The sequence below is a fragment of the Duganella sp. BJB1802 genome, assembly GCF_013369445.1.
Taxonomy (GTDB): Bacteria; Pseudomonadota; Gammaproteobacteria; order Burkholderiales; family Burkholderiaceae_D; genus Rugamonas; species Rugamonas vulcania_A.
In genome coordinates this window covers 1-17,107 of sequence record NZ_JABWEF010000033.1, presented here as the reverse complement: position 1 = coordinate 17,107, position 17,107 = coordinate 1, and the positions used below count along the sequence as shown (strand labels likewise).

General features: G+C 53.9%; 17 protein-coding genes and 1 pseudogene. 9 read left to right on the top strand and 9 right to left on the bottom strand.

The genetic code is table 11. From position 1 onward, the window contains the following. Positions 1–192: 192 nt before the first annotated feature. Positions 193–2,556 carry a S53 family peptidase gene (locus tag HUX88_RS31085; RefSeq protein ID WP_176364274.1) on the bottom strand — a complete coding sequence of 788 codons (2,364 nt, stop codon included), beginning with the start codon at positions 2,554–2,556 and terminating at the stop codon, positions 193–195. Between the two features lie 534 nt (positions 2,557–3,090). On the opposite strand from HUX88_RS31085, the gene HUX88_RS31080 reads away from it, so the two are divergent. From HUX88_RS31080 to HUX88_RS31060, 5 genes are all read left to right on the top strand, one after another. Next, a complete protein-coding gene (locus HUX88_RS31080) occupies positions 3,091–6,291 on the top strand; it encodes a type VI secretion system Vgr family protein (protein ID WP_229219631.1) in 3,201 nt (1,066 codons plus the stop codon). Positions 6,292–6,293: 2 nt separating this feature from the next. Further along, positions 6,294–6,845, top strand: a complete 552-nt coding sequence (locus tag HUX88_RS31075) for a hypothetical protein (protein WP_176364272.1) — start codon at positions 6,294–6,296, stop codon at positions 6,843–6,845. Then, positions 6,835–8,586: a LysM peptidoglycan-binding domain-containing protein gene (locus tag HUX88_RS31070; RefSeq protein ID WP_176364271.1), complete on the top strand. Its 1,752-nt coding sequence runs from the start codon at positions 6,835–6,837 to the stop codon at positions 8,584–8,586. The genes HUX88_RS31075 and HUX88_RS31070 overlap by 11 nt, the downstream gene beginning before the upstream one ends. Positions 8,587–8,589: 3 nt before the next feature. Next, the gene (locus tag HUX88_RS31065; protein ID WP_176364270.1) at positions 8,590–9,051 is read left to right on the top strand and encodes a hypothetical protein; all 462 of its coding nucleotides are present in this window, start codon (positions 8,590–8,592) and stop codon (positions 9,049–9,051) included. Positions 9,052–9,163: 112 nt separating this feature from the next. Next, positions 9,164–9,427 carry a PAAR domain-containing protein gene (locus HUX88_RS31060; RefSeq protein WP_117011226.1) on the top strand — a complete coding sequence of 88 codons (264 nt, stop codon included), beginning with the start codon at positions 9,164–9,166 and terminating at the stop codon, positions 9,425–9,427. Positions 9,428–9,513: 86 nt separating this feature from the next. Here the strand turns inward: HUX88_RS31060 and HUX88_RS31055 are convergent, their stop codons facing one another. Beyond that, positions 9,514–9,729: a hypothetical protein gene (locus tag HUX88_RS31055; RefSeq protein ID WP_117017716.1), complete on the bottom strand. Its 216-nt coding sequence runs from the start codon at positions 9,727–9,729 to the stop codon at positions 9,514–9,516. Positions 9,730–10,031: 302 nt separating this feature from the next. Beyond that, the gene (locus HUX88_RS31050) at positions 10,032–10,232 is read right to left on the bottom strand and encodes a hypothetical protein (protein ID WP_176364269.1); all 201 of its coding nucleotides are present in this window, start codon (positions 10,230–10,232) and stop codon (positions 10,032–10,034) included. Between the two features lie 246 nt (positions 10,233–10,478). Between HUX88_RS31050 and HUX88_RS31045 the strand changes: the two genes are divergently transcribed. Next, entirely contained in the window at positions 10,479–11,159 is a 681-nt protein-coding gene (locus HUX88_RS31045; protein WP_176364268.1) for a hypothetical protein, read from the top strand. Between the two features lie 233 nt (positions 11,160–11,392). Here HUX88_RS31045 and HUX88_RS31040 read toward each other — a convergent pair whose 3' ends face one another. From HUX88_RS31040 to HUX88_RS31020, 5 genes are all read right to left on the bottom strand, one after another. Then, entirely contained in the window at positions 11,393–11,884 is a 492-nt protein-coding gene (locus HUX88_RS31040) for a hypothetical protein (protein ID WP_176364267.1), read from the bottom strand. A gap of 25 nt (positions 11,885–11,909) precedes the next feature. Next, complete coding sequence (locus HUX88_RS31035; RefSeq protein WP_176364266.1) at positions 11,910–12,602, bottom strand: hypothetical protein; 693 nt, start codon at positions 12,600–12,602, stop codon at positions 11,910–11,912. Further along, entirely contained in the window at positions 12,599–12,772 is a 174-nt protein-coding gene (locus tag HUX88_RS31030; RefSeq protein WP_176364265.1) for a hypothetical protein, read from the bottom strand. The genes HUX88_RS31035 and HUX88_RS31030 overlap by 4 nt, the downstream gene beginning before the upstream one ends. 106 nt (positions 12,773–12,878) lie before the next feature. Next, entirely contained in the window at positions 12,879–13,835 is a 957-nt protein-coding gene (locus HUX88_RS31025) for a caspase family protein (RefSeq protein ID WP_176364264.1), read from the bottom strand. A 37-nt stretch (positions 13,836–13,872) separates the two neighbouring features. Further along, positions 13,873–14,307 carry a TIR domain-containing protein gene (locus HUX88_RS31020; RefSeq protein ID WP_229219630.1) on the bottom strand — a complete coding sequence of 145 codons (435 nt, stop codon included), beginning with the start codon at positions 14,305–14,307 and terminating at the stop codon, positions 13,873–13,875. Between the two features lie 217 nt (positions 14,308–14,524). On the opposite strand from HUX88_RS31020, the gene HUX88_RS31015 reads away from it, so the two are divergent. From HUX88_RS31015 to HUX88_RS32875, 3 genes and pseudogenes are all read left to right on the top strand, one after another. Continuing rightward, entirely contained in the window at positions 14,525–15,094 is a 570-nt protein-coding gene (locus tag HUX88_RS31015) for a recombinase family protein (RefSeq protein ID WP_176364263.1), read from the top strand. A 432-nt stretch (positions 15,095–15,526) separates the two neighbouring features. Then, on the top strand, positions 15,527–16,738 hold the full coding sequence (locus HUX88_RS31010) for a PIN domain-containing protein (RefSeq protein WP_176364262.1): 1,212 nt from the start codon (positions 15,527–15,529) through the stop codon (positions 16,736–16,738). A gap of 7 nt (positions 16,739–16,745) precedes the next feature. Beyond that, positions 16,746–16,907, top strand: a pseudogene (locus HUX88_RS32875) (type I restriction enzyme endonuclease domain-containing protein); the annotation flags it as partial. On the opposite strand, the gene HUX88_RS31990 reads toward HUX88_RS32875, so the two are convergent. Beyond that, positions 16,908–17,107, bottom strand: a 200-nt coding sequence (locus HUX88_RS31990) for a hypothetical protein (protein ID WP_217916513.1), incomplete at its 5' end; no start/stop codon positions are given.

The following is a 17,107-nucleotide window of genomic DNA, read 5'->3' as shown; positions in this document are numbered from 1 at the left end:
TGATCTGTTTCGATCATCCTTGACCATTCGTCTTTCAAGTAACCTCAGCTAATTTGAGCCGGCTGCTTACTCCCACTCGAATATCAATGAGAGTGCTAAGTCATTAATTTAACGGGGATACTTCCCGGCCCCTTGCTGCGGATACCATTAGAAATACCATCAGTCTAGATGTTTTGTGGTCTTAAATTTCAATCAGCGCGCAGTCACCGTCACCGGGACCGTCAGCTGGGCGCTGCCTCCAGCATTATCGGTCACCACCACCTTTAATTGATAGCTGCCGGCCACCGGTGCGTTCCAATACGGCATGACGCTCAGACCGCTGGACTGGAACATCATGCCCAGCGGCACCCCGGAGATCGTGATCGACACCGAACTGGCGCCAGTGTCCACGATGGTGATCAAGCCCGTCATCGGCTTGCCCGCCACGCCCGTCATGGCCGCGGCCGCGATCACCGGGCCGCCGTTGGTGATTTGCACCGTGTACTGGGCCTGGCCGCTCAAGCCGGTCTTGCTGTCCTTGGCGGTGACGCTGACGGTGTAGACGCCGGCCACCGGCTTGGCCCAGCTGACCATGCCCGTGGTGCTGATCGTCATGCCGGACGGCGCGCCGCTCAGCGCGTAGGTGACCGGATTGGCATTGCTGGCCGCCGCCGAGAACGACAACGCCACGCCCACCTTGCCGCTGATGGTGCCCGCGGTCAGCACCGGCGCCGACAACGGCGCGATGACGATGGTGTACACGCCCTGCCCGCTCAGGCCGGTCTTGCTGTCCTTGGCGGTCACGGTGACAGCGTACGTCCCGGCCACCGGCGCCGCCCAGCTGACCACGCCGGCGCTGGCGATGCTCATGCCGGACGGCGCCCCGGTCAGTGTATAGCTGACCGCATTGGCCGCGACGGTGGAAACCGTGAACGTCAACGCTGTGCCGACCGTGCCCTTGATGCTGGCCGAGCCCACCTGCGGCGCGGCGGCAATGGTCAGGCCCGACAGCGTCGACAACAGGCTGGACACGTTCGGCGTGCCCAGGCCGGTCAACTGGTCGTAGCCGGTCTTGGCGGTGCAAGCGGCGCAGCTGCCGTCGCTGCCGGCGGCGATATCGGCGAAGGCCGAGGCGTAGGTGCCCGGCACGCTGGCGATCCCACCGTACAGGGCCGCGTGCGGCGCGCCCATGGCCGCCTTGCCGTTCAGCGCGCGGGTGGCGTTGGCCACCGCGATCAGGCCGGCCCACTGCGGCGTCGACAGGCTGGTGCCGCCCACGCTGCCCCAGCGCACCGTGCTGCTGCCGGGCGCGATCATCGCCACGTACTGGCCGGACGACGGGTCGGCATTGAAGGCGACATCGGCCACCGTGCGGCGCGCGGGCGTGCCCATGCCGGGCACTGCGCTGGTCTGGTAGCTCGGCGCGGGCGTGTACGCGCTGACGCCGCCGCCGGTGCCGGACCAGGCCACTTCGGAACGCAGTCCGCTGCCACCGTAGCTGAGCGTGGTGCCGCCGACCGCCAGCACGTGCGGCGCGACCGCCGGCCACGACACGCCTGCGCCGGAGTCGCCGGTGGCGGCCAGATAGGTCATGCCGGTGGCGGCGAATACGCTGTCGGAGGAAACGGTGCCGCTGCTTTCAGGGCCGCCAAAACTCATCGAGACGATGCCCGGCCCCATCGCGTTGGCCAGCTTGGCGCCGCCCAGCAGATTGTCGTAGCTGGCATCGGCGGTTTCGATCAGCACGATGCGCGCCAGTGGCGCGGTGGCGTGCGCCCACTGCACGTCGAGGGTGATCTCGCTGGCCCAGCCGGCGTCGTACGCAGGCTGGGTCGCGGTCATGGCACCCCTGGCGGTGCTGTACACCACGGCCAGTTCGCAGCCGCTGGTGGAGGCGGCGGCCAGCGGCAGGCTGGCCGTGGGAGCGATGGTCCTGGTGGTGCAGGCCGGCAGGCCGAATTTGGTGTTGAACGCGGCCAGTTCGGCGGCCACGTTCGGGTCATGCTGGGCGTCGAGGATGTAGATGGTCTGGCCGGCGCCCAGTTGGGCCGCCTGGGCCGCCGTCAACGCGCCGCCGGCCGCCGGCAGCGCCGGCAAGCCATAGGCGGCGCGGATCTGTGCCGGAGTGTAGGTCGCCACCACGCCGCCGGAGGCCGCCGGCGTGGCGGCCGCTTCCGGGCTCAGGCTGCGCATGGCTTGTGGGTGACGGCCGTGCAGCGCCTGCATGGTCAGGCGGCGCGTCGAAAGGTGCCGGAATTCAGCCGGGACCGCCTGCGCGTGCACCGGCGCGGCGGCGCTGTCGGCATGCTCGTCCGGCGCCTCCAGTTCGACCGGCGCCATGTGGAACGACGGCAGCGCCATGCGCTGGGCATCTTCGGCCGGCAGCGTGCCGGGATCGAGCACCAGCGTGGTCGATCCGGTTGCGAGCGGCGCTGCGTGCAGCACCAGAGGCGCTTCAGCGGCGTTGTCGGCGCCGCCCCCGCCGCACGCGCTCAGCAGGGCTGCCGTGCACAGTGCGAGCGCCGGCAACGCAAGCGCAGATGCGTCGAATTTTGTTAAATTTTGATTTTTCATCATCCGCCCTGGCGCCGCCTTTTTGTATCCGTACGGAAATTATCGCATAGTATTTATGAGTTACAAGTTTGGGATCGTATCCATGGTGGGGCACCCTGTTCAATGTGCGCTACGAAGGCTCCTCGAAAAGAAAAAATAGCTGTCCCCGGCTGCGGCCACACGGACTGGCCCCGGTGCAGGCGACGCACGCACATTGCCAGATTGCTTCTCGTTTGCTGTTATATCTGGCGACAAAGAATAGTTATCAATCGTGCAGCATCAAAAAAATGCCGATGCTATACTGCCGCCAAGAAATTTTTCCAATATTTCAACTAGTTCATGCTCTCGTTGGCGGCGCCCCGCTCCGGCGTGGCGTTGCCGCAGCGATCGAATTGTTGAAAACACGATATTTCCTTCGCTGCACGCGGATATTCCTCGCTACCTTCGTTCAGCGCGCTGCCAAGCAGGCGGCACACAATTTGATAAACCTATTAACGCAAGCCATTGCTGCCCCAGCCATGGCTGAGTAGAGAAAGCTGTATGAGTAGCTTGTCAGAAATGATTTCCGCGTTCGCGCACGGCCGGCAAAACAACCGCATTCTGCGCCTATCGTTCCCGCACGACGATGGTCCCCATGCCACGCTGCTGGCGAACCGCCTGGAAGCAAGTGAGGGCTTGTCGCGCGACTTTGAATATACGGTGGAAGTGCTGGCCGATGACGCCAGCCTCGCGCTCAAGGACGTACAAGGCAAGATGGTGACCATTTCGCTGGTGCGCGGCGACGGCAGCATGCGTTTCTTCAACGGCTATGTGTTCGAGTTCCGCTTGGTGAAAACCGACGGCAGCGTAGCCTTCTATTCCATGGTACTGCGCCCTTGGCTGGCCTATCTGAAGCTGCGCAAGGACAATTACCTGTTCCACGGCAAGAGCCTGCGCGACCAGTCGGCAGACGTGTTTTCCGATTACGGCACGCATCCCGACTGGGATTGCCAGGTGATGGGCGCCGACGAACCGGTGACCATGGCTTGCCAGTTCGACGAAACCGACCACAACTACCTGCACCGCCGCTGGGAAGCCGCCGGCTGGCACTACTGGTACGAGCATAGCGAGAAAGGCCACAAGCTGATTCTGGCCGACGACTCCACCCAGGCCGCGCCGATCGACGGCGACGGTCCGGAGATCCGTTTCCAGCGCCATGCCGGCGCCATCGAGGAAGATGCAATCGGCGACTGGTCGCCTGTGCGCTCCATCGTAGCGAGCAAAGTGGCCATTTCTGCGTTTGACTTCAAACATCCCCTGCCTAACAACGTTGACTTGCCGACGCTGAATCAGCAAGGTGATGTGCTGACGACGGAAAGGTATGAGTATGCCGGCGCCTACGGCGTCAAAGGCCGCAAGGATGCCGAAGCGCTGGCCCTGCTACGCATGGAAGAAATCGAAAGCCGTGGCAAGCATATCGAAGCCGGAGGCAACTGCCGCTTCGCCATGCCGGGCCGCTGGTTCCGCCTGACCGACCATTTCCATGAAGGTTCGCAGGACAAGCAAGAATATGTGCTGGTCAGCGTGCACCATTCGGCCACCAACAACTACCTGCAACTGGGTGATGCCGCGTGCGACTACAGCAACAAGCTGACCTGCATTCGCAAGAACGTGCACTGGCGTCCGGGGCGCGGTTTCAACAGCGTTGAGACCAAGATCCACGGCCCGCAGACCGCTGTTGTGGCGGGTCCATCGGGACAGGAAATCCATAGCGATGAACATGGCCGCGTGCGCGTACAGTTCCATTGGGACCGCGTAGGCTTGCACGACGAGCAGAGCTCCGCCTGGGTGCGCGTGGCATCGAACTGGGCTGGCGGCAACTTCGGCGCCATTTCCTTGCCGCGTATTGGCCAAGAAGTCATTGTGCAATGGCTAGACTCCAATCCAGACCGTCCGATCATCACGGGCCGTGTCTATAACGGTGAGAATATGGCGCCGTGGGAACTGCCGCGCCAACATGCGCTGTCCGGTATTCGCAGTAGCGAGCTCAAAGGCGCTGGCGGTGCCGGTGGTCGCAATAACCATTTGCTGATGGACGACACGGCAGGCCAGATTCAGGCCGTGCTGTCGTCGGACCATTACCGCAGCCAGCTCAGCCTTGGCTACCTGACACGCGTGCTCGACACGTCCGGCCGCCAGGATCATCGCGGTGAAGGTTATGAACTGCGCACCGACGGTTGGGGCTCCTTGCGCGCGGCCAAGGGCATCCTGGTGACCGCCTGGGCTCAGCCGGTGCAAGACCAGGGCACGACCCAACAAGACAATACCGAGGGCGCCGATACCCTGCGCGCCGTGCTCGACAGCGCGGAAATGCGCAGCCAGGCCGCCGAGATGGCGACGGAACAGCGCGGAGAAATCAAGAATTCGCACCGCGGCCTGAAGAACCAAAAGCTGCTGAGCGAAAACAGTTGGTCGTTGACCAAACCGTTGGTCTTCATTTCGGCGCCGGAGGGTATCGCTGCCAGCACGCCGAAGAGCATCGTTCACGCCGCGGGGGAAGACCTGGGCTGCTACGCGGCTGGCAATGTCGATATGACCTCGGGCGAATCGATGTCGTTCAGCTCGGCCAAGGGCATTCAGCAGCACGTTGAACGCGGCGGCATGGTCACGGCCATCAGCCACGGCAACCACTACTTGCACGTACAAGACGGCAAGAGCGAAACCATATCGCAAACAGGCATGGTCTTCGAAGCCAAGAGCGGCGACATCGTGCTCAAGACCAAGGGCGGCAGCATCGTGCTGACCGAAAAAGGCGAGATCCTGATCAAGGGCGCCAACGAGACCCACGATATTGCCGGCACGATCAAGCTGGGCGCCAAGCAAGTGGTCAACAAAGGCTCGGTGCCCGCCGCGCCCGTGACCGAGTTCTGGGGCAAGATGAACGTGGGTAAATTCAGCCAGCAAGTGGTGCTGGCCGATGCGCTGCATATGGTGGATGGCGTTGCCGCCAACTACGCGTACAAGATTGTGGCCAAGGACGGTTCCGTCCTCAAGGCCGGCAAGCTGGATGCGGACGGCAAGACCGAGCGCGTCTTCACCGAAGATATGGAAGAACTGCACGTCGAGATCGACCGCAACGATGGCAAGTGGCAGTTCATAGAGGACGTCAAACATGATCCATATATGGACGAAGACGAGGACGATCACGAGCTGGCCGAGCATGTGAAACTGCCGGTAGGCGTTGGCATCCTGGCGACAAAAACGGAAATGCCTGTGGACCTGGCCAAGAGCCTGTTCATGCCTGATGGCGAAATCAATATACGCACCGAAGCGATGTCGTTCTTGAGCAGGAAGCTCCATCTGCCGGTGGAAAGCATCGTGCACATTCTGAAGAACGCCAACAGCACAAAAGGCGCGGTCACCGATCTCGGTAAGGAGAAGGTGTACGCCGTCCTGCAACATGAGGCTGACAACCTCGTCGAGAAAAAGGTCAACGCTTCCGCCGCCAGGCTGGTGGCCATGGTCAGCAAAGGCTGGCGTGGCAACGACGACATGCCGCGCGACGTGACGGCGCTCTTTGAAGAGGCTGCGTTCAAACGCGTGCGCGATATCGCCAGGGTGGCTGAAGCCGCCGCCAAGAACGACTGTTTCGGCGTTGATGAGGACACGCACCTGCTGTCGATGCATGAAGATGAGCCGCTCGAACTGGATGGCCCGCCGTCGGATATGCGTCATGATGGCAATCACTCACCTTCAACTCCTACTACTTACGAAACTTGATTATGAAAAAAAGCACACTACTCGTTGGATTCGCACTGTCCGTCACCCTGGCGCATTCCGCGCTGGCCGCAGACAAACCAGCACTGCTTCAGCGCAGCGCGGCATTGCAATGTGCCGACCGTAAGATTGAACTGAAAGGCGCCTGCTACAAGGAAGATGGTTATCCTGGCCTGTCCTGCACCAGCCTGCGCCTTATCATCAGCGACAAGGCCAGCGGACGCGAACTCGGTGGCCAAGCGTTCAAGCCCGCGCCCATCGAAATGGGCGATTCCTATCCGATCGTGGCCGAGAAGGTCGGCGAAGTAACATGCGTCGAGACCGAGGCCAAGGAAAAATTCATCGTAGCCACCGTGAACAACGGCGGCAACTGCTCCCGTTGCGAGTGGCACGAACTGTATAGCTGGGATGGCAGCCGGCTCGGTTCCAGCCTGGATGCAAAGAAAAATCCGGCAATCGACGCTACGCTGAAAGCCACGGAAAGCAAAAAGGCCAAGATCATTGGTCAGGGCGGCTTGAATTCTGTTCGCAAAGAACCGGTGCAAGATGGCCATTGACTATAACGTCTTCTATACGCCAAAGCGCGGCGCTGCCTATAAAGACGAAAAAATCGTCAAACATTCTCACTACAAGGAACCGGTCGACCAACGGCCAGGACGTCTTGCGGGCAGGTCTCGTATCTGGGGTGATGCGTCGTTGGAAGTGCAGAAACAAGTCATCGACAAGTTGATTGCCACCGGCAAGGCTGGCGGCATGAATGTACGGCGTGTTGCCATGCTGCTGGCGATGGCAAAGATTGAATCGGGATTCAATCCCGATGCCGCAGCCGGCACCACTTCGGCGAGTGGTTTGGGCCAATTTATCGACGACACCGGCGAGGCCTATGGCCTGGACAAGAGCAATCGCTTCGACGTAGACGCGAATGCGAAGGCGTTGTTCGCGTATTTCCTGGTGAATGAAAAGCTGGCCAAAAAGCGGGGCAAGCCTGATGTGTGGGTCTACAAGTACCACCACGATGGTCCAACGCAGGATTACGGTGGTGAAGCGCTTGCTACAGGCAAGTTCGCAAAGATCGCGGACGCCTTTGAAAAGGCGCTGGATGTCGGTCATGCGCTGAGCATCGTCGATGCTGCTGGCGCACCGATTCCAGATGCCACGATCAAGGTCGTTCAAAACGGCAAGGAGGCGCTGATGAAGACCAATGAGCACGGCATGTTGCCGACTTTTATGGCTTCGCCCAACTTTGGCGCGCTGACGATTCATATTCAAAAGGCGAGCAACGAGTTCAAAGAACTCGGCCAACTCGCTATTGATAAGCTGAGCTCGGCTTGGACCATTGTCGCGCCAAAAGAGCGCGTGGCGGTCAAGACGCACGCCCACGTGGACAAGGCGCCGCCGGCAGTCAAGACGCCAGGCATGCACAAGGTCAAGAAAGGTGAGACGCTGTCCAATATTGCGCGCGCCCATGGCACGACCTATCTGGAACTCGCCAAGCTGAACAACATCGACAAACCTTATCTGCTTTATCCAGACCAGATGTTGAAGGTGCCAGCGGGTGAAGGAAATCCGGCGCCGGCGGCGACCAAGCCAGCAGCTACGGCACCAGCGCATGCGTCTGCTTCCACAGCTACGCCTGCGACAACACGTCCGGCTAACCCGCCGGCGACAGATGCCAATGGTACGGCTGGGCACGGAGCCGCGACAGGCTCTCATGCAGATGGAGCGGAAGCAAAAGACAAGCCGGCGCAAACCACCGCGCCAACAACGTCAGCTACCCCGGCTGCCACTAAGCCGGTGGTCAAGGAACAGCGCAGCGCCGACACAACGCATCCAGAAGCGCGTGTCGCAAAAACTCAGGTCTCCGATAGAATTACTGCAGCAATTACTCATGCAATGAACCACAAATTCGCGAAATCGAAGGGTAAGTGCTTGAAGTACGTCAAGGGAGCTTTGTTGGCCGCAGGTTACTTCCCGACTTACCCGGGAGTCGAACACGCCAAGGATTTTGGTCCGATTTTAGAGAAGGCTGGGTTTAAAAACCTGCTGGTAACAGAGCCAGGTACCAACATCAAAACTGCGCCCATAGGTTCGGTGCTTATATATAATCCTGTCGAAAAACAGTCATACTCTGGTGGAGTCATTTCTGGGCACATCGAAATCAAACACACCGGCGGATACGTCAGTGACTTTAACGGGAATAATCCCTGCTACCGCACAGATCCGGTTAAGCTGGTTTCGCCGGTAAACGATAAGTACGGCGCAAGCTTCAAAGTAACAGGCATCTGGTATAAGGAATAAATCATGAGCTATTCAAAATTGGTATTCACAGCAGGACTGCTTCTCGCGATGTCGTGCGCAGCAACCAGCGCTACTGCCGGCGAAGCATATGCGCCGCTAGGCCTGCGTTGCCCTATTCCTGAAAAGTCCGTCTATGAAGACACTACAAAAGTGGCCGATGGGTTGAGACTGCGCTATGCGAAGGTATGGGGTAAGGACTGGTTAGGAAAGCCTAAGCCTCAGCAGCGCATCGATCCGGCCATTATGGGTGAGATTGCCGCCATTTCCGGATGCGCCGCAATCATGGACCTGCCAGCTTGCGCGACATTCTTCGATCCTGAAATGGGCGGTGATTTGAGCATGTTCGCCAACTTCAGCACTAAGGTGCCAGTGCGCAAGCAGTTCGATGAGGCAGTTGCAGCGCTACCTTCAGTGGAAGCAAAAAAGGCGGTGCAAGCCTGCATGAAGCTGGTGGCTAAAAAGTAAGCGGCAAAGCAAAGCCTCCATGAAGCTCTCGTCATCCGTCCTGCAAGCAGGTGCGGCTCTTCTTTTGTCTTGCGAAATGTGCGATGCTTAGTGGAATACAGAAGGAAAAATTATGAGTCGTCCTGTAATACGTATTGGTGACCAAACCTCGCATGGTGGTGTTGTCAAGACCGGCAGTACCGAGTTCATCGTCGATGGCAAGGGTGTGGCTCGCCTGGGCGACACGGTCAGCTGCCCATTGCATCCGAGCGAAACCGCGATTAACAGCGGCAGTGAAACCTACATCACCGACGGGAAGCCGACCGCAAGGGACGGAGACACTACGGCTTGCGGTGCAAAGTTGATTGCCAGCCAGGCCAGCTATTTCATCGAATAGCACCGCCTCGGTTCAGCCGTCGCCGGCGGTGGTCGCGCTGTAGATCAGCTTCAGATCGGTGGCGACTTCTCAAAACTTCGGCAAAATCAATCTCTGCGCGCGGCGCATTTTGCACACTTGACGAGCCCCGTGCGGCCGATCGTCCAACCGCACGCCCTCGCCGCGACCGCTGCCCTCACTGCCCACTCTTCCATCGGATCATTGGCGACTTCTTCGAATTCAAAAAAAGCGCGGCAGTCATAGGATTCGCACACGAGCATGAACTCACAGAACAGCATTTCTTCGAGCAGGTTATTCAACATGGCGATGACCTTCTAAATGTGGAACAACCCCTAAACAGCAGGGGTTGTTCAATTACTGGCAATGCGCTACCGCGGGGACATTATTCCCACTCAATAGCGACATGCAAACAAAGTTCTTTAAAATCAAAAGCTTATAAAATGCAAGAAACCGCTGCGCAACTTTCGTGCAACATGAAGTGAAATTTCCAATGAGAAATAAATTCCCATTTTTCAATGCAATCAATTACATACGCAAATGAACTTACACACTGCGCGGCAAGCCTTACAGCGGCGCACGCACCGCTGTAAGGACTTCAACAATACTACTTGTCCATTTTCTTGGCTGCTTGGCGCACATCCTTTTCACTCACCTGCCCCGTCTTGTCCCGCATCGTCTTCAGCGTCGTGTTCGGCCCGAATCCGGGGATTGGCTGTGACAAATTCTTGTTCAGTGTGTCGCTGCGCTTCTGCTGAATCGTTCCATCTTTGTCACGGTGACGATTATCCAGTCCTGGTTCTTTCATCTGCGTTCCCCTTCTATAAGGTTGAGACAACAAAGTTGAAAAAGCACTGCCAAACAAGACCATTATACCTCAGCAGTTGCCGAGCACTGTGTTTTTATACAGCACCACAAACCTATACGCGGCCCTGAATTTCCTGCTGCGCGTATTTCAGCACATGAGCAAGTTGCCCGCCTTTTGCGGAGTACACCTGATGAGTGGGAATTTCAGGCATCACTTTTGAGCGCCGGTAGGTGATACGATTCCCCTATGGAAAACATTGTCTTCAGACTAAAGGTTCTTGTCGGCCTATGCTGGGCCTTTTTTGCAGTGTGCGGGCTGCTGATTCTCCATTACCTGGCGTTGAAGCTCTTTACTGCACACCATTGGACACCCCCGGCAAGCGGCGACTGGGCTACTTGGTTTGGTAGCGTTGGTTCTATCGGTGCGTTTGGAGCAGCCATTTGGTTGGCTACAGAGCAGAATCGACAAAAGCGTCGCGAATCGTTCACTGCGGCACGGCTTACTGCGGCAAATGTATACTTTCAAGTTGTCCACAACGACGCGTATTGCGAAAGTGCACTGAAAATGCTGGCCATGTTGGCTGGAAGGAAGTTACCCTTCGATATGACGCCAACCCGCGTGCTAACGACCATTCAGTTTGCACAGCAAACACTGCGGGAATTTAAGTCTCTTACTCCCGCAGAGTTGGCAAGCTTGGCGGTGCTCCCCAACGATGTTGCCGTGCATCTTGCTGCTGCCCAAGGGCGAGTGACCTCGACGATAGCACTGCTCAAGCAGATCGAAGATCGAGTATCCGACCACGATGAAATGAATAAACAATTGCTACTGAATATTCAGGTATTGGCGGTGGCTCAACACGCACTTTCTGAAGGTCGCCAAGCAATCGGTCGCCTTGTTGATCTTGAAGGCATCCAGCCACCACCGTGATGTCACGCGCCGCCAGCTATTCCCATATCCGCCCTATTGTTTTCCCTGAATTTTCTGCTGCGCGTATTTCAATGCTGGGGTAGGCTGCACGCTTTTTATGCTGTACACCTGATGAATGGGAATTTCGCAATCAGGAAGTAAGTACACAATTGATAGTAGAAACACAGCCGACTGTCGTTCGTTCGACTACCCATCGCATCGCAACCAACTATCCCAAAAAAGTAATCAACGCATTACGCCCATTCACCTTGAACAACCGTTCGTTTTTCTTCGCCTTCGCCGATTTCTATTTTCCATGCCTTCGTAAATGCGATACGATCAGCTGGGCTTTCCTGGCAAATTACAGCATTTTCCAGATCAATAAAAAGCTGAGTATCGGTACCAGCAGCACAGAACAAAACCTTCGCACCATCAACCACAGCACCACCACCTTTATTAAAGGAATAATCAATACTCCAGTCATCCGGATTAACTGATGTGGTCAAAGTATATTCAGTTCCAAAACTCAAAACCGGAACACTTATATGACGATCCTCCATAATCATGGGCATCTTATTCATCCCAGGAAAATCTGGACCCAGCGTCAGCACAGCAGACCGTGAATGAGACTCATCGGCACTCACTTTGATACCAAAACATTTTCCGCTGTTCCATTGAAATAAGAATAGCTCGCCAGCAGAAATGTCTTTCATTTTTACTGCACGCAACACGGATTTGATTTGCATTGTTTATCTCTCTGCTCTGCGCATTTCAACGCTGCGTCGGCGTGCTATTTGTAACAGGTGCTGGCGTCGGTGCTGATGGCGGGATAATTTTCTGCATTGCTGGCGTTGGCACTCCTCGCTGCAAAGTATCGTTCGAGCCTTGAATTTTTGTCATCATCGGGCTACCTATTCCGTCTTGTGCGATACCCCGAGTAATTGTAGTTTTCTCAGTCATAGTGCCAGCCTTATCAAGGTTTATTGAAACAAAAATAGAAGTAAAAATCAGAGCAAGAACAAATGTAATACCTGAAATAATGTTAAACCATTTTGTCACATGGTCGCTCCAAGACTTCTTGTTAAAATACTCTTCGTTTCCTTCCAGATAGTATTTTTGTGCAAAAAGTAGTGAGTTTTCTTGTGCTTTATAACTAACTAAAAATGAGGTAATTGTAACGCCAGTCGCAATCACAAAGAACAACCACGAGCCATACAACAAGAATGCTCCAGACGCTTGCTTGATTGGAATAAAGTCCTTCAGAAAAGTCAACGATACAGCCAATCCACCGCTGGAATAAGTTAAAATGGATTTATCATAGTTCTCCGAACTTGATAGTTGCCGTTTTTCCGCCTCAGCTTTGTAAGTAGCAAATATCTTAGTTGCTTCTTCACTCGGGACATACTCTTGATTCATAACATTAACTTGAGCGGCATCATTTTCAGTCTGAGGATTATTACTCATTTATTGCTTTTTCCACCCGAAGTATCCTTCTTAACGGGAATTGGCGTCATTGTGGATGATGGAATTCCTGCTTTTGCTCGCGTCAAGGGCGAACCAGCAAGACTTCCATCTTTCTTCACGATGCCCGACTTAATGACTGAATTTGGTCTTGCCGGTGGTTTGGTTGCCATTTTATGAAATTATCCTTTTCTATTTTAATTTTCAATTTCACTGACTATGTTCGTACATGGTCACAGACCTATTAGTGGAACAGGACCATATTTCGCAAGTTTGTGCCTAAATACGACCATGCTGCACCAGTTTACGATAATGTTCACCAAGAACTGTGAGACGGCACGCCTTGCTCCCCATTGCCGCGTGATACATGTGTGGGGCATCTACTGGCACAACAAGATTTACGCGATTAAACCTTTGAAGGATCGCGAATTTTTGCATATTCTCGGCAATCGGGCTTGTGCTTTCCGGTTCGAAAGATGGGTCAAGTGCGAATTCAAAGCCTGGCGTCGGGAAGAACTCGGCAATGCGCTGTAAGTCGTTCAAGGCAAGTGGTGGTTGAACTTTTCGCAATGAAACGAAACCCTTCACATTAGTTTTAAACACTGGCCGTTGCTCCCACGGACCAAGCGATTGATCTATATGGGCATATATGCTGCCCGGAGTCACCTCACCGACTAAATTCGCAGCACTACCATTCAGTGCATCAACAAAAAGTGTAGTAAATACCCCAGCTCCATTTTCTTCTGTTGCGTATTGCTCAGCAGTGGATGCGGTAAGAATTGTAATGCCATCAGAAATTTCGGCACTCTGTGGTGCAATTGCATTGGCTCCGGCTATTCCCGAATGACAGCTATCGAGCACAATTATCTTATTCTTTGCCTTGGAACTATTCGCCAAGATCAGCACTTCACTTAAAGGTACCCCGTCGTCGCCAGTTTTACAGTCTGACGCAAGTAAATAACCGCCGGTTGTTTCAAGATGGCCGTGCCCTGCAAAATAGAACAATGCCGTATCAGTAGTGTCACCAGCAAATAAATCGCGAATACTTTCCTTCAGGTCTGATCGCGATACACAATCAGATGGACCTGTTCCTGTCAGGAGCTTGACGCCAAAATTGATACTACCATCACTATTCCGATCCAAAACACTTTTTACCGAATACGCATCATTTACGCACCCGTGCAAGCCGGAGATGTTTGAGTAGTGGTCGATTCCGACAATCAAAGCTTTCCGCATTAGATGTCCTAAGAGTTTAAGCGATTAAGTTTCTGTTTTATGCTGTGATGGCACCGACGATGCTGGAGCCATTCCACTTCACTACCTTATGGGCCGCATCCTTTACTACTGCTGAAGTCCGTTCGGACGCCCAAGGTTCAATCGCAATGATGCGCTTCCCAAGCTTTTTCGCCATTTCAATTTCAATATTGATCCATTTACTATGCGTCGCGTATACACCCGCCAAAATTACGACGCAGGAACACGACCTCATTTGGGCTTCGATCGCCGCGCGAAGTGCTGTGTCTGAAGGGGCATTGTGGATCGGGTCGTCCTTCGGGACACTGTAATTTTTATAGTTGAAGCCACTTGGAGATGTTTGACTATTCAGCAAACTAATCACCTTTTCGTAGGCGTCGCTGTAGCCCCAGCTATGGCTAATAAAGAGGTTGTGTAAGGCCATGACATTTTTCTCCACAGGATTTTTCTTCAATTTTACGCCACTTATCGGAATTTCAAGGCCTTTAGGAAATATTTCTGACAATCACTTGAGCAGGGCCTTGTCTGGGCTACTGTGGCAATAGCGTTTACCCATACGCCACAACCCAAACCTGCTGTGAAACCGTTGCGCATTCTGTTGGGAAATTGACGCTTATGTTGCAAAATAGAGAATGAACTTAAATACAACAATGCACGGGAGATACGTCCGCATGAGTGTCATTACATATCTTAGAGTTTCCACAAACGAACAAACGGTGCAGAATCAGCGCCAGGCGATTGCGGCCAGCGGTTGGCAAGTCGACAGGGAATTCGTGGACGATGCTGTAAGCGGCACGACCGCCGCGACCAGCCGCACAGGTTGGTCGGCGTGCCTGGCGTATGTACGCGATGGCGACACGCTCGTGGTGTATGCCCTTGATCGACTCGGCCGCAGTACCGTTGATGTGCTGACGCAGGTAAACCTGCTGTCGGAGCGCGGAATCCGGTTAGTCATCCTCAAGCAAGGGTTTGATACGGACACACCCGCAGGCAAGCTAGCGCTGACCATGTTCGCGGCATTCGCTGAATTTGAGCATGGCATACGCAAAGAACGACAGATCGAAGGCATCGCACGGGCGCGCACTGAAGGAAAGTATCAGGGGCGCAAACCCAAACTGACTGACGCGCAGCAGGCGGATTTACGCCGGCGCTATGCGGCTAACGAAAATCGCAGTGAACTGGCGCGCCAGTTTGGGATTGATCGAACGACAGTGCATCGCTACTGCAACACCTTCGCATGAAGTGACACTACCAGAACGGCATCATCAGGCCCCGAAGGCATCTTCGGTTGATACAGTGGATAGCAGGCGCATACCTTCTACATTGATCGCACCTGCGCCCGCTGCATATCCCCCCGCAGCTGGACACCCGTATCGCTAGGCCGCTACTTTCTTCAAGAAAGGAAGCTGCAAATAACTTGCTATTGCTAATTTTCACTCACTGTAGCTTCCGTTGTGGGCCATAATATGTTGCAATGGTATTTTGCAACTTGCTGCATGGCTTAACGGCGGCTGACAAACTCCGTGCAAAAAAGGGGCTACCGAGCAAAGTAGTCCGACATTAATACTTTTCACATCCAGACAGCACCTTATTTCCCGGCTTGATTTCCATTCAGCAGGCTCTCTCTCTGGAAGGGGAAATTTTTAACCTAATTAGATGGGATGAGGTTCCATATGAATAGACAAACCGAAATTGCAAAACCGAAGGCAGATGACGCTGCCAATAGAATTAAAATTGCAAAGGAGAAAGTTTTAGACGGGACCATCGGAGCTATCTCCGTAGATACATGCATTTTTACGGAGGCAGGTTATCGCCTCGAAAATGGCAATTTGAAACGCCTGGAACAGTTCAAAGGCAACAAATTTCGACTTGTCTTCTCTGAAGTAACGCTTGGCGAAATTTTTGGGCATATCACAAAACATTCTGATGAGGCAAAAACGAAGTTAACAAGCGCACTTCGGAGCATTGGAAAATATTGGCATGACCACGCGGGGAAACAAAATGCAATTGTGGATGAGCTTCTCTGCAAGGAATCCGGCAAGGCCGTTGCCTCTAAGAGAATGAAGGATTTTGTGATGCGATGCGGCGCTCATCTGATTGAGGCTAAATCAACGCTTGATGTTTCCGATCTTCTTAAACACTATTTTAATGTACAACCGCCGTTTGAAGTAATAGTAGAGAAAAAATCAGAGTTCCCAGATGCTATCACCTTGCTTTCATTACAAGCATGGGCAAAAAAGGAACGAACTGCTATCTTGTTCGTAACAAAGGATAAAGGTTGCAAAAGATTTTGCGAAGAATCTTCTTATTTATTTGCGATTGATGATTTAGGTGATGCGCTGACTGTTATTCAAGATAGAAATGTTCATCGAGCCGAACTGTGCAGAAAAATTGAAGGAAAAATAATCAATGGCGATTATCCAGATTTGGTTGATCGTATAGAATCTGCAATTGCTGAGGATATTTGGTCTATAGACTGGATCCCTGAAGCCAGCGCTGCCTACTACTATGAACCGGAATTTCAAGATGTTGAGTTAGTAAGCGCGACATTCTCTGGCTTTAATGGAAATCCAGAATTAAGTGCTATTGATTATCGAGATAAATATTTTGTAGCCCAAGTAAGCATTAATCTGGAAGTTAGTGCCTCTTGTAGTTTTTCATTTTCCGCAAAAGATAGCATTGATCGTGATATGGTTTCAATTGGGGATGCTACAGTTACCCGGAAAAGGTTTGTCGAAGTTGATATTCTATTGACATTTGAAGAACCCGACACTGATATCCCGGAAATAGTGGAAATAGAGTTAATTCCAAGTCGATGCGATATTGATTTTGGAAATATAGAACCGGATTACGGTGACGAAGACCCGAGTAGTGAGTATTACTAATAATTTTACCAACAATATTCGTCAGAATGTTAGCGTCGATTGGTCGCAGCGCAAGAGCGTTCGCGCCAAGCTGCGCTTGATGGTGAAGCGAATTTTACGAAAGTATAGATACCCGTCTGACCAGCAGGAAGAAGCCATTCATACCGTCTTGCAGCAAGCGGAAATCCTTTTAGTGCTGAATGGGCATAGTTATTTTGTGCAGGATGCATGGAACATCCTGTGGATGCTTTCCTTGGGAAAGCGAGGGTGTAATTAATTTTGTGTAAACGGTCATTTGGCAGGACACTGCCACCATCAAGGAGAAATGATGACCGTTGTAAAGCGTAGCAAACGGGCCAAGCCCGATCCGGAACTGCTCAAACTGGCCGA

What these genes read in the sequence shown, in the direction of transcription:
- HUX88_RS31085 (WP_176364274.1), bottom strand. Translation starts at nt 2,556, where the DNA reads ATGATGAAAAATCAAAATTTAACAAAATTCGACGCATCTGCGCTTGCG.
- HUX88_RS31080 (WP_229219631.1), top strand. Translation starts at nt 3,091, where the DNA reads ATGATTTCCGCGTTCGCGCACGGCCGGCAAAACAACCGCATTCTGCGC.
- HUX88_RS31075 (WP_176364272.1), top strand. Translation starts at nt 6,294, where the DNA reads ATGAAAAAAAGCACACTACTCGTTGGATTCGCACTGTCCGTCACCCTG.
- HUX88_RS31070 (WP_176364271.1), top strand. Translation starts at nt 6,835, where the DNA reads ATGGCCATTGACTATAACGTCTTCTATACGCCAAAGCGCGGCGCTGCC.
- HUX88_RS31065 (WP_176364270.1), top strand. Translation starts at nt 8,590, where the DNA reads ATGAGCTATTCAAAATTGGTATTCACAGCAGGACTGCTTCTCGCGATG.
- HUX88_RS31060 (WP_117011226.1), top strand. Translation starts at nt 9,164, where the DNA reads ATGAGTCGTCCTGTAATACGTATTGGTGACCAAACCTCGCATGGTGGT.
- HUX88_RS31055 (WP_117017716.1), bottom strand. Translation starts at nt 9,729, where the DNA reads ATGTTGAATAACCTGCTCGAAGAAATGCTGTTCTGTGAGTTCATGCTC.
- HUX88_RS31050 (WP_176364269.1), bottom strand. Translation starts at nt 10,232, where the DNA reads ATGAAAGAACCAGGACTGGATAATCGTCACCGTGACAAAGATGGAACG.
- HUX88_RS31045 (WP_176364268.1), top strand. Translation starts at nt 10,479, where the DNA reads ATGGAAAACATTGTCTTCAGACTAAAGGTTCTTGTCGGCCTATGCTGG.
- HUX88_RS31040 (WP_176364267.1), bottom strand. Translation starts at nt 11,884, where the DNA reads ATGCAAATCAAATCCGTGTTGCGTGCAGTAAAAATGAAAGACATTTCT.
- HUX88_RS31035 (WP_176364266.1), bottom strand. Translation starts at nt 12,602, where the DNA reads ATGAGTAATAATCCTCAGACTGAAAATGATGCCGCTCAAGTTAATGTT.
- HUX88_RS31030 (WP_176364265.1), bottom strand. Translation starts at nt 12,772, where the DNA reads ATGGCAACCAAACCACCGGCAAGACCAAATTCAGTCATTAAGTCGGGC.
- HUX88_RS31025 (WP_176364264.1), bottom strand. Translation starts at nt 13,835, where the DNA reads ATGCGGAAAGCTTTGATTGTCGGAATCGACCACTACTCAAACATCTCC.
- HUX88_RS31015 (WP_176364263.1), top strand. Translation starts at nt 14,525, where the DNA reads ATGAGTGTCATTACATATCTTAGAGTTTCCACAAACGAACAAACGGTG.
- HUX88_RS31010 (WP_176364262.1), top strand. Translation starts at nt 15,527, where the DNA reads ATGAATAGACAAACCGAAATTGCAAAACCGAAGGCAGATGACGCTGCC.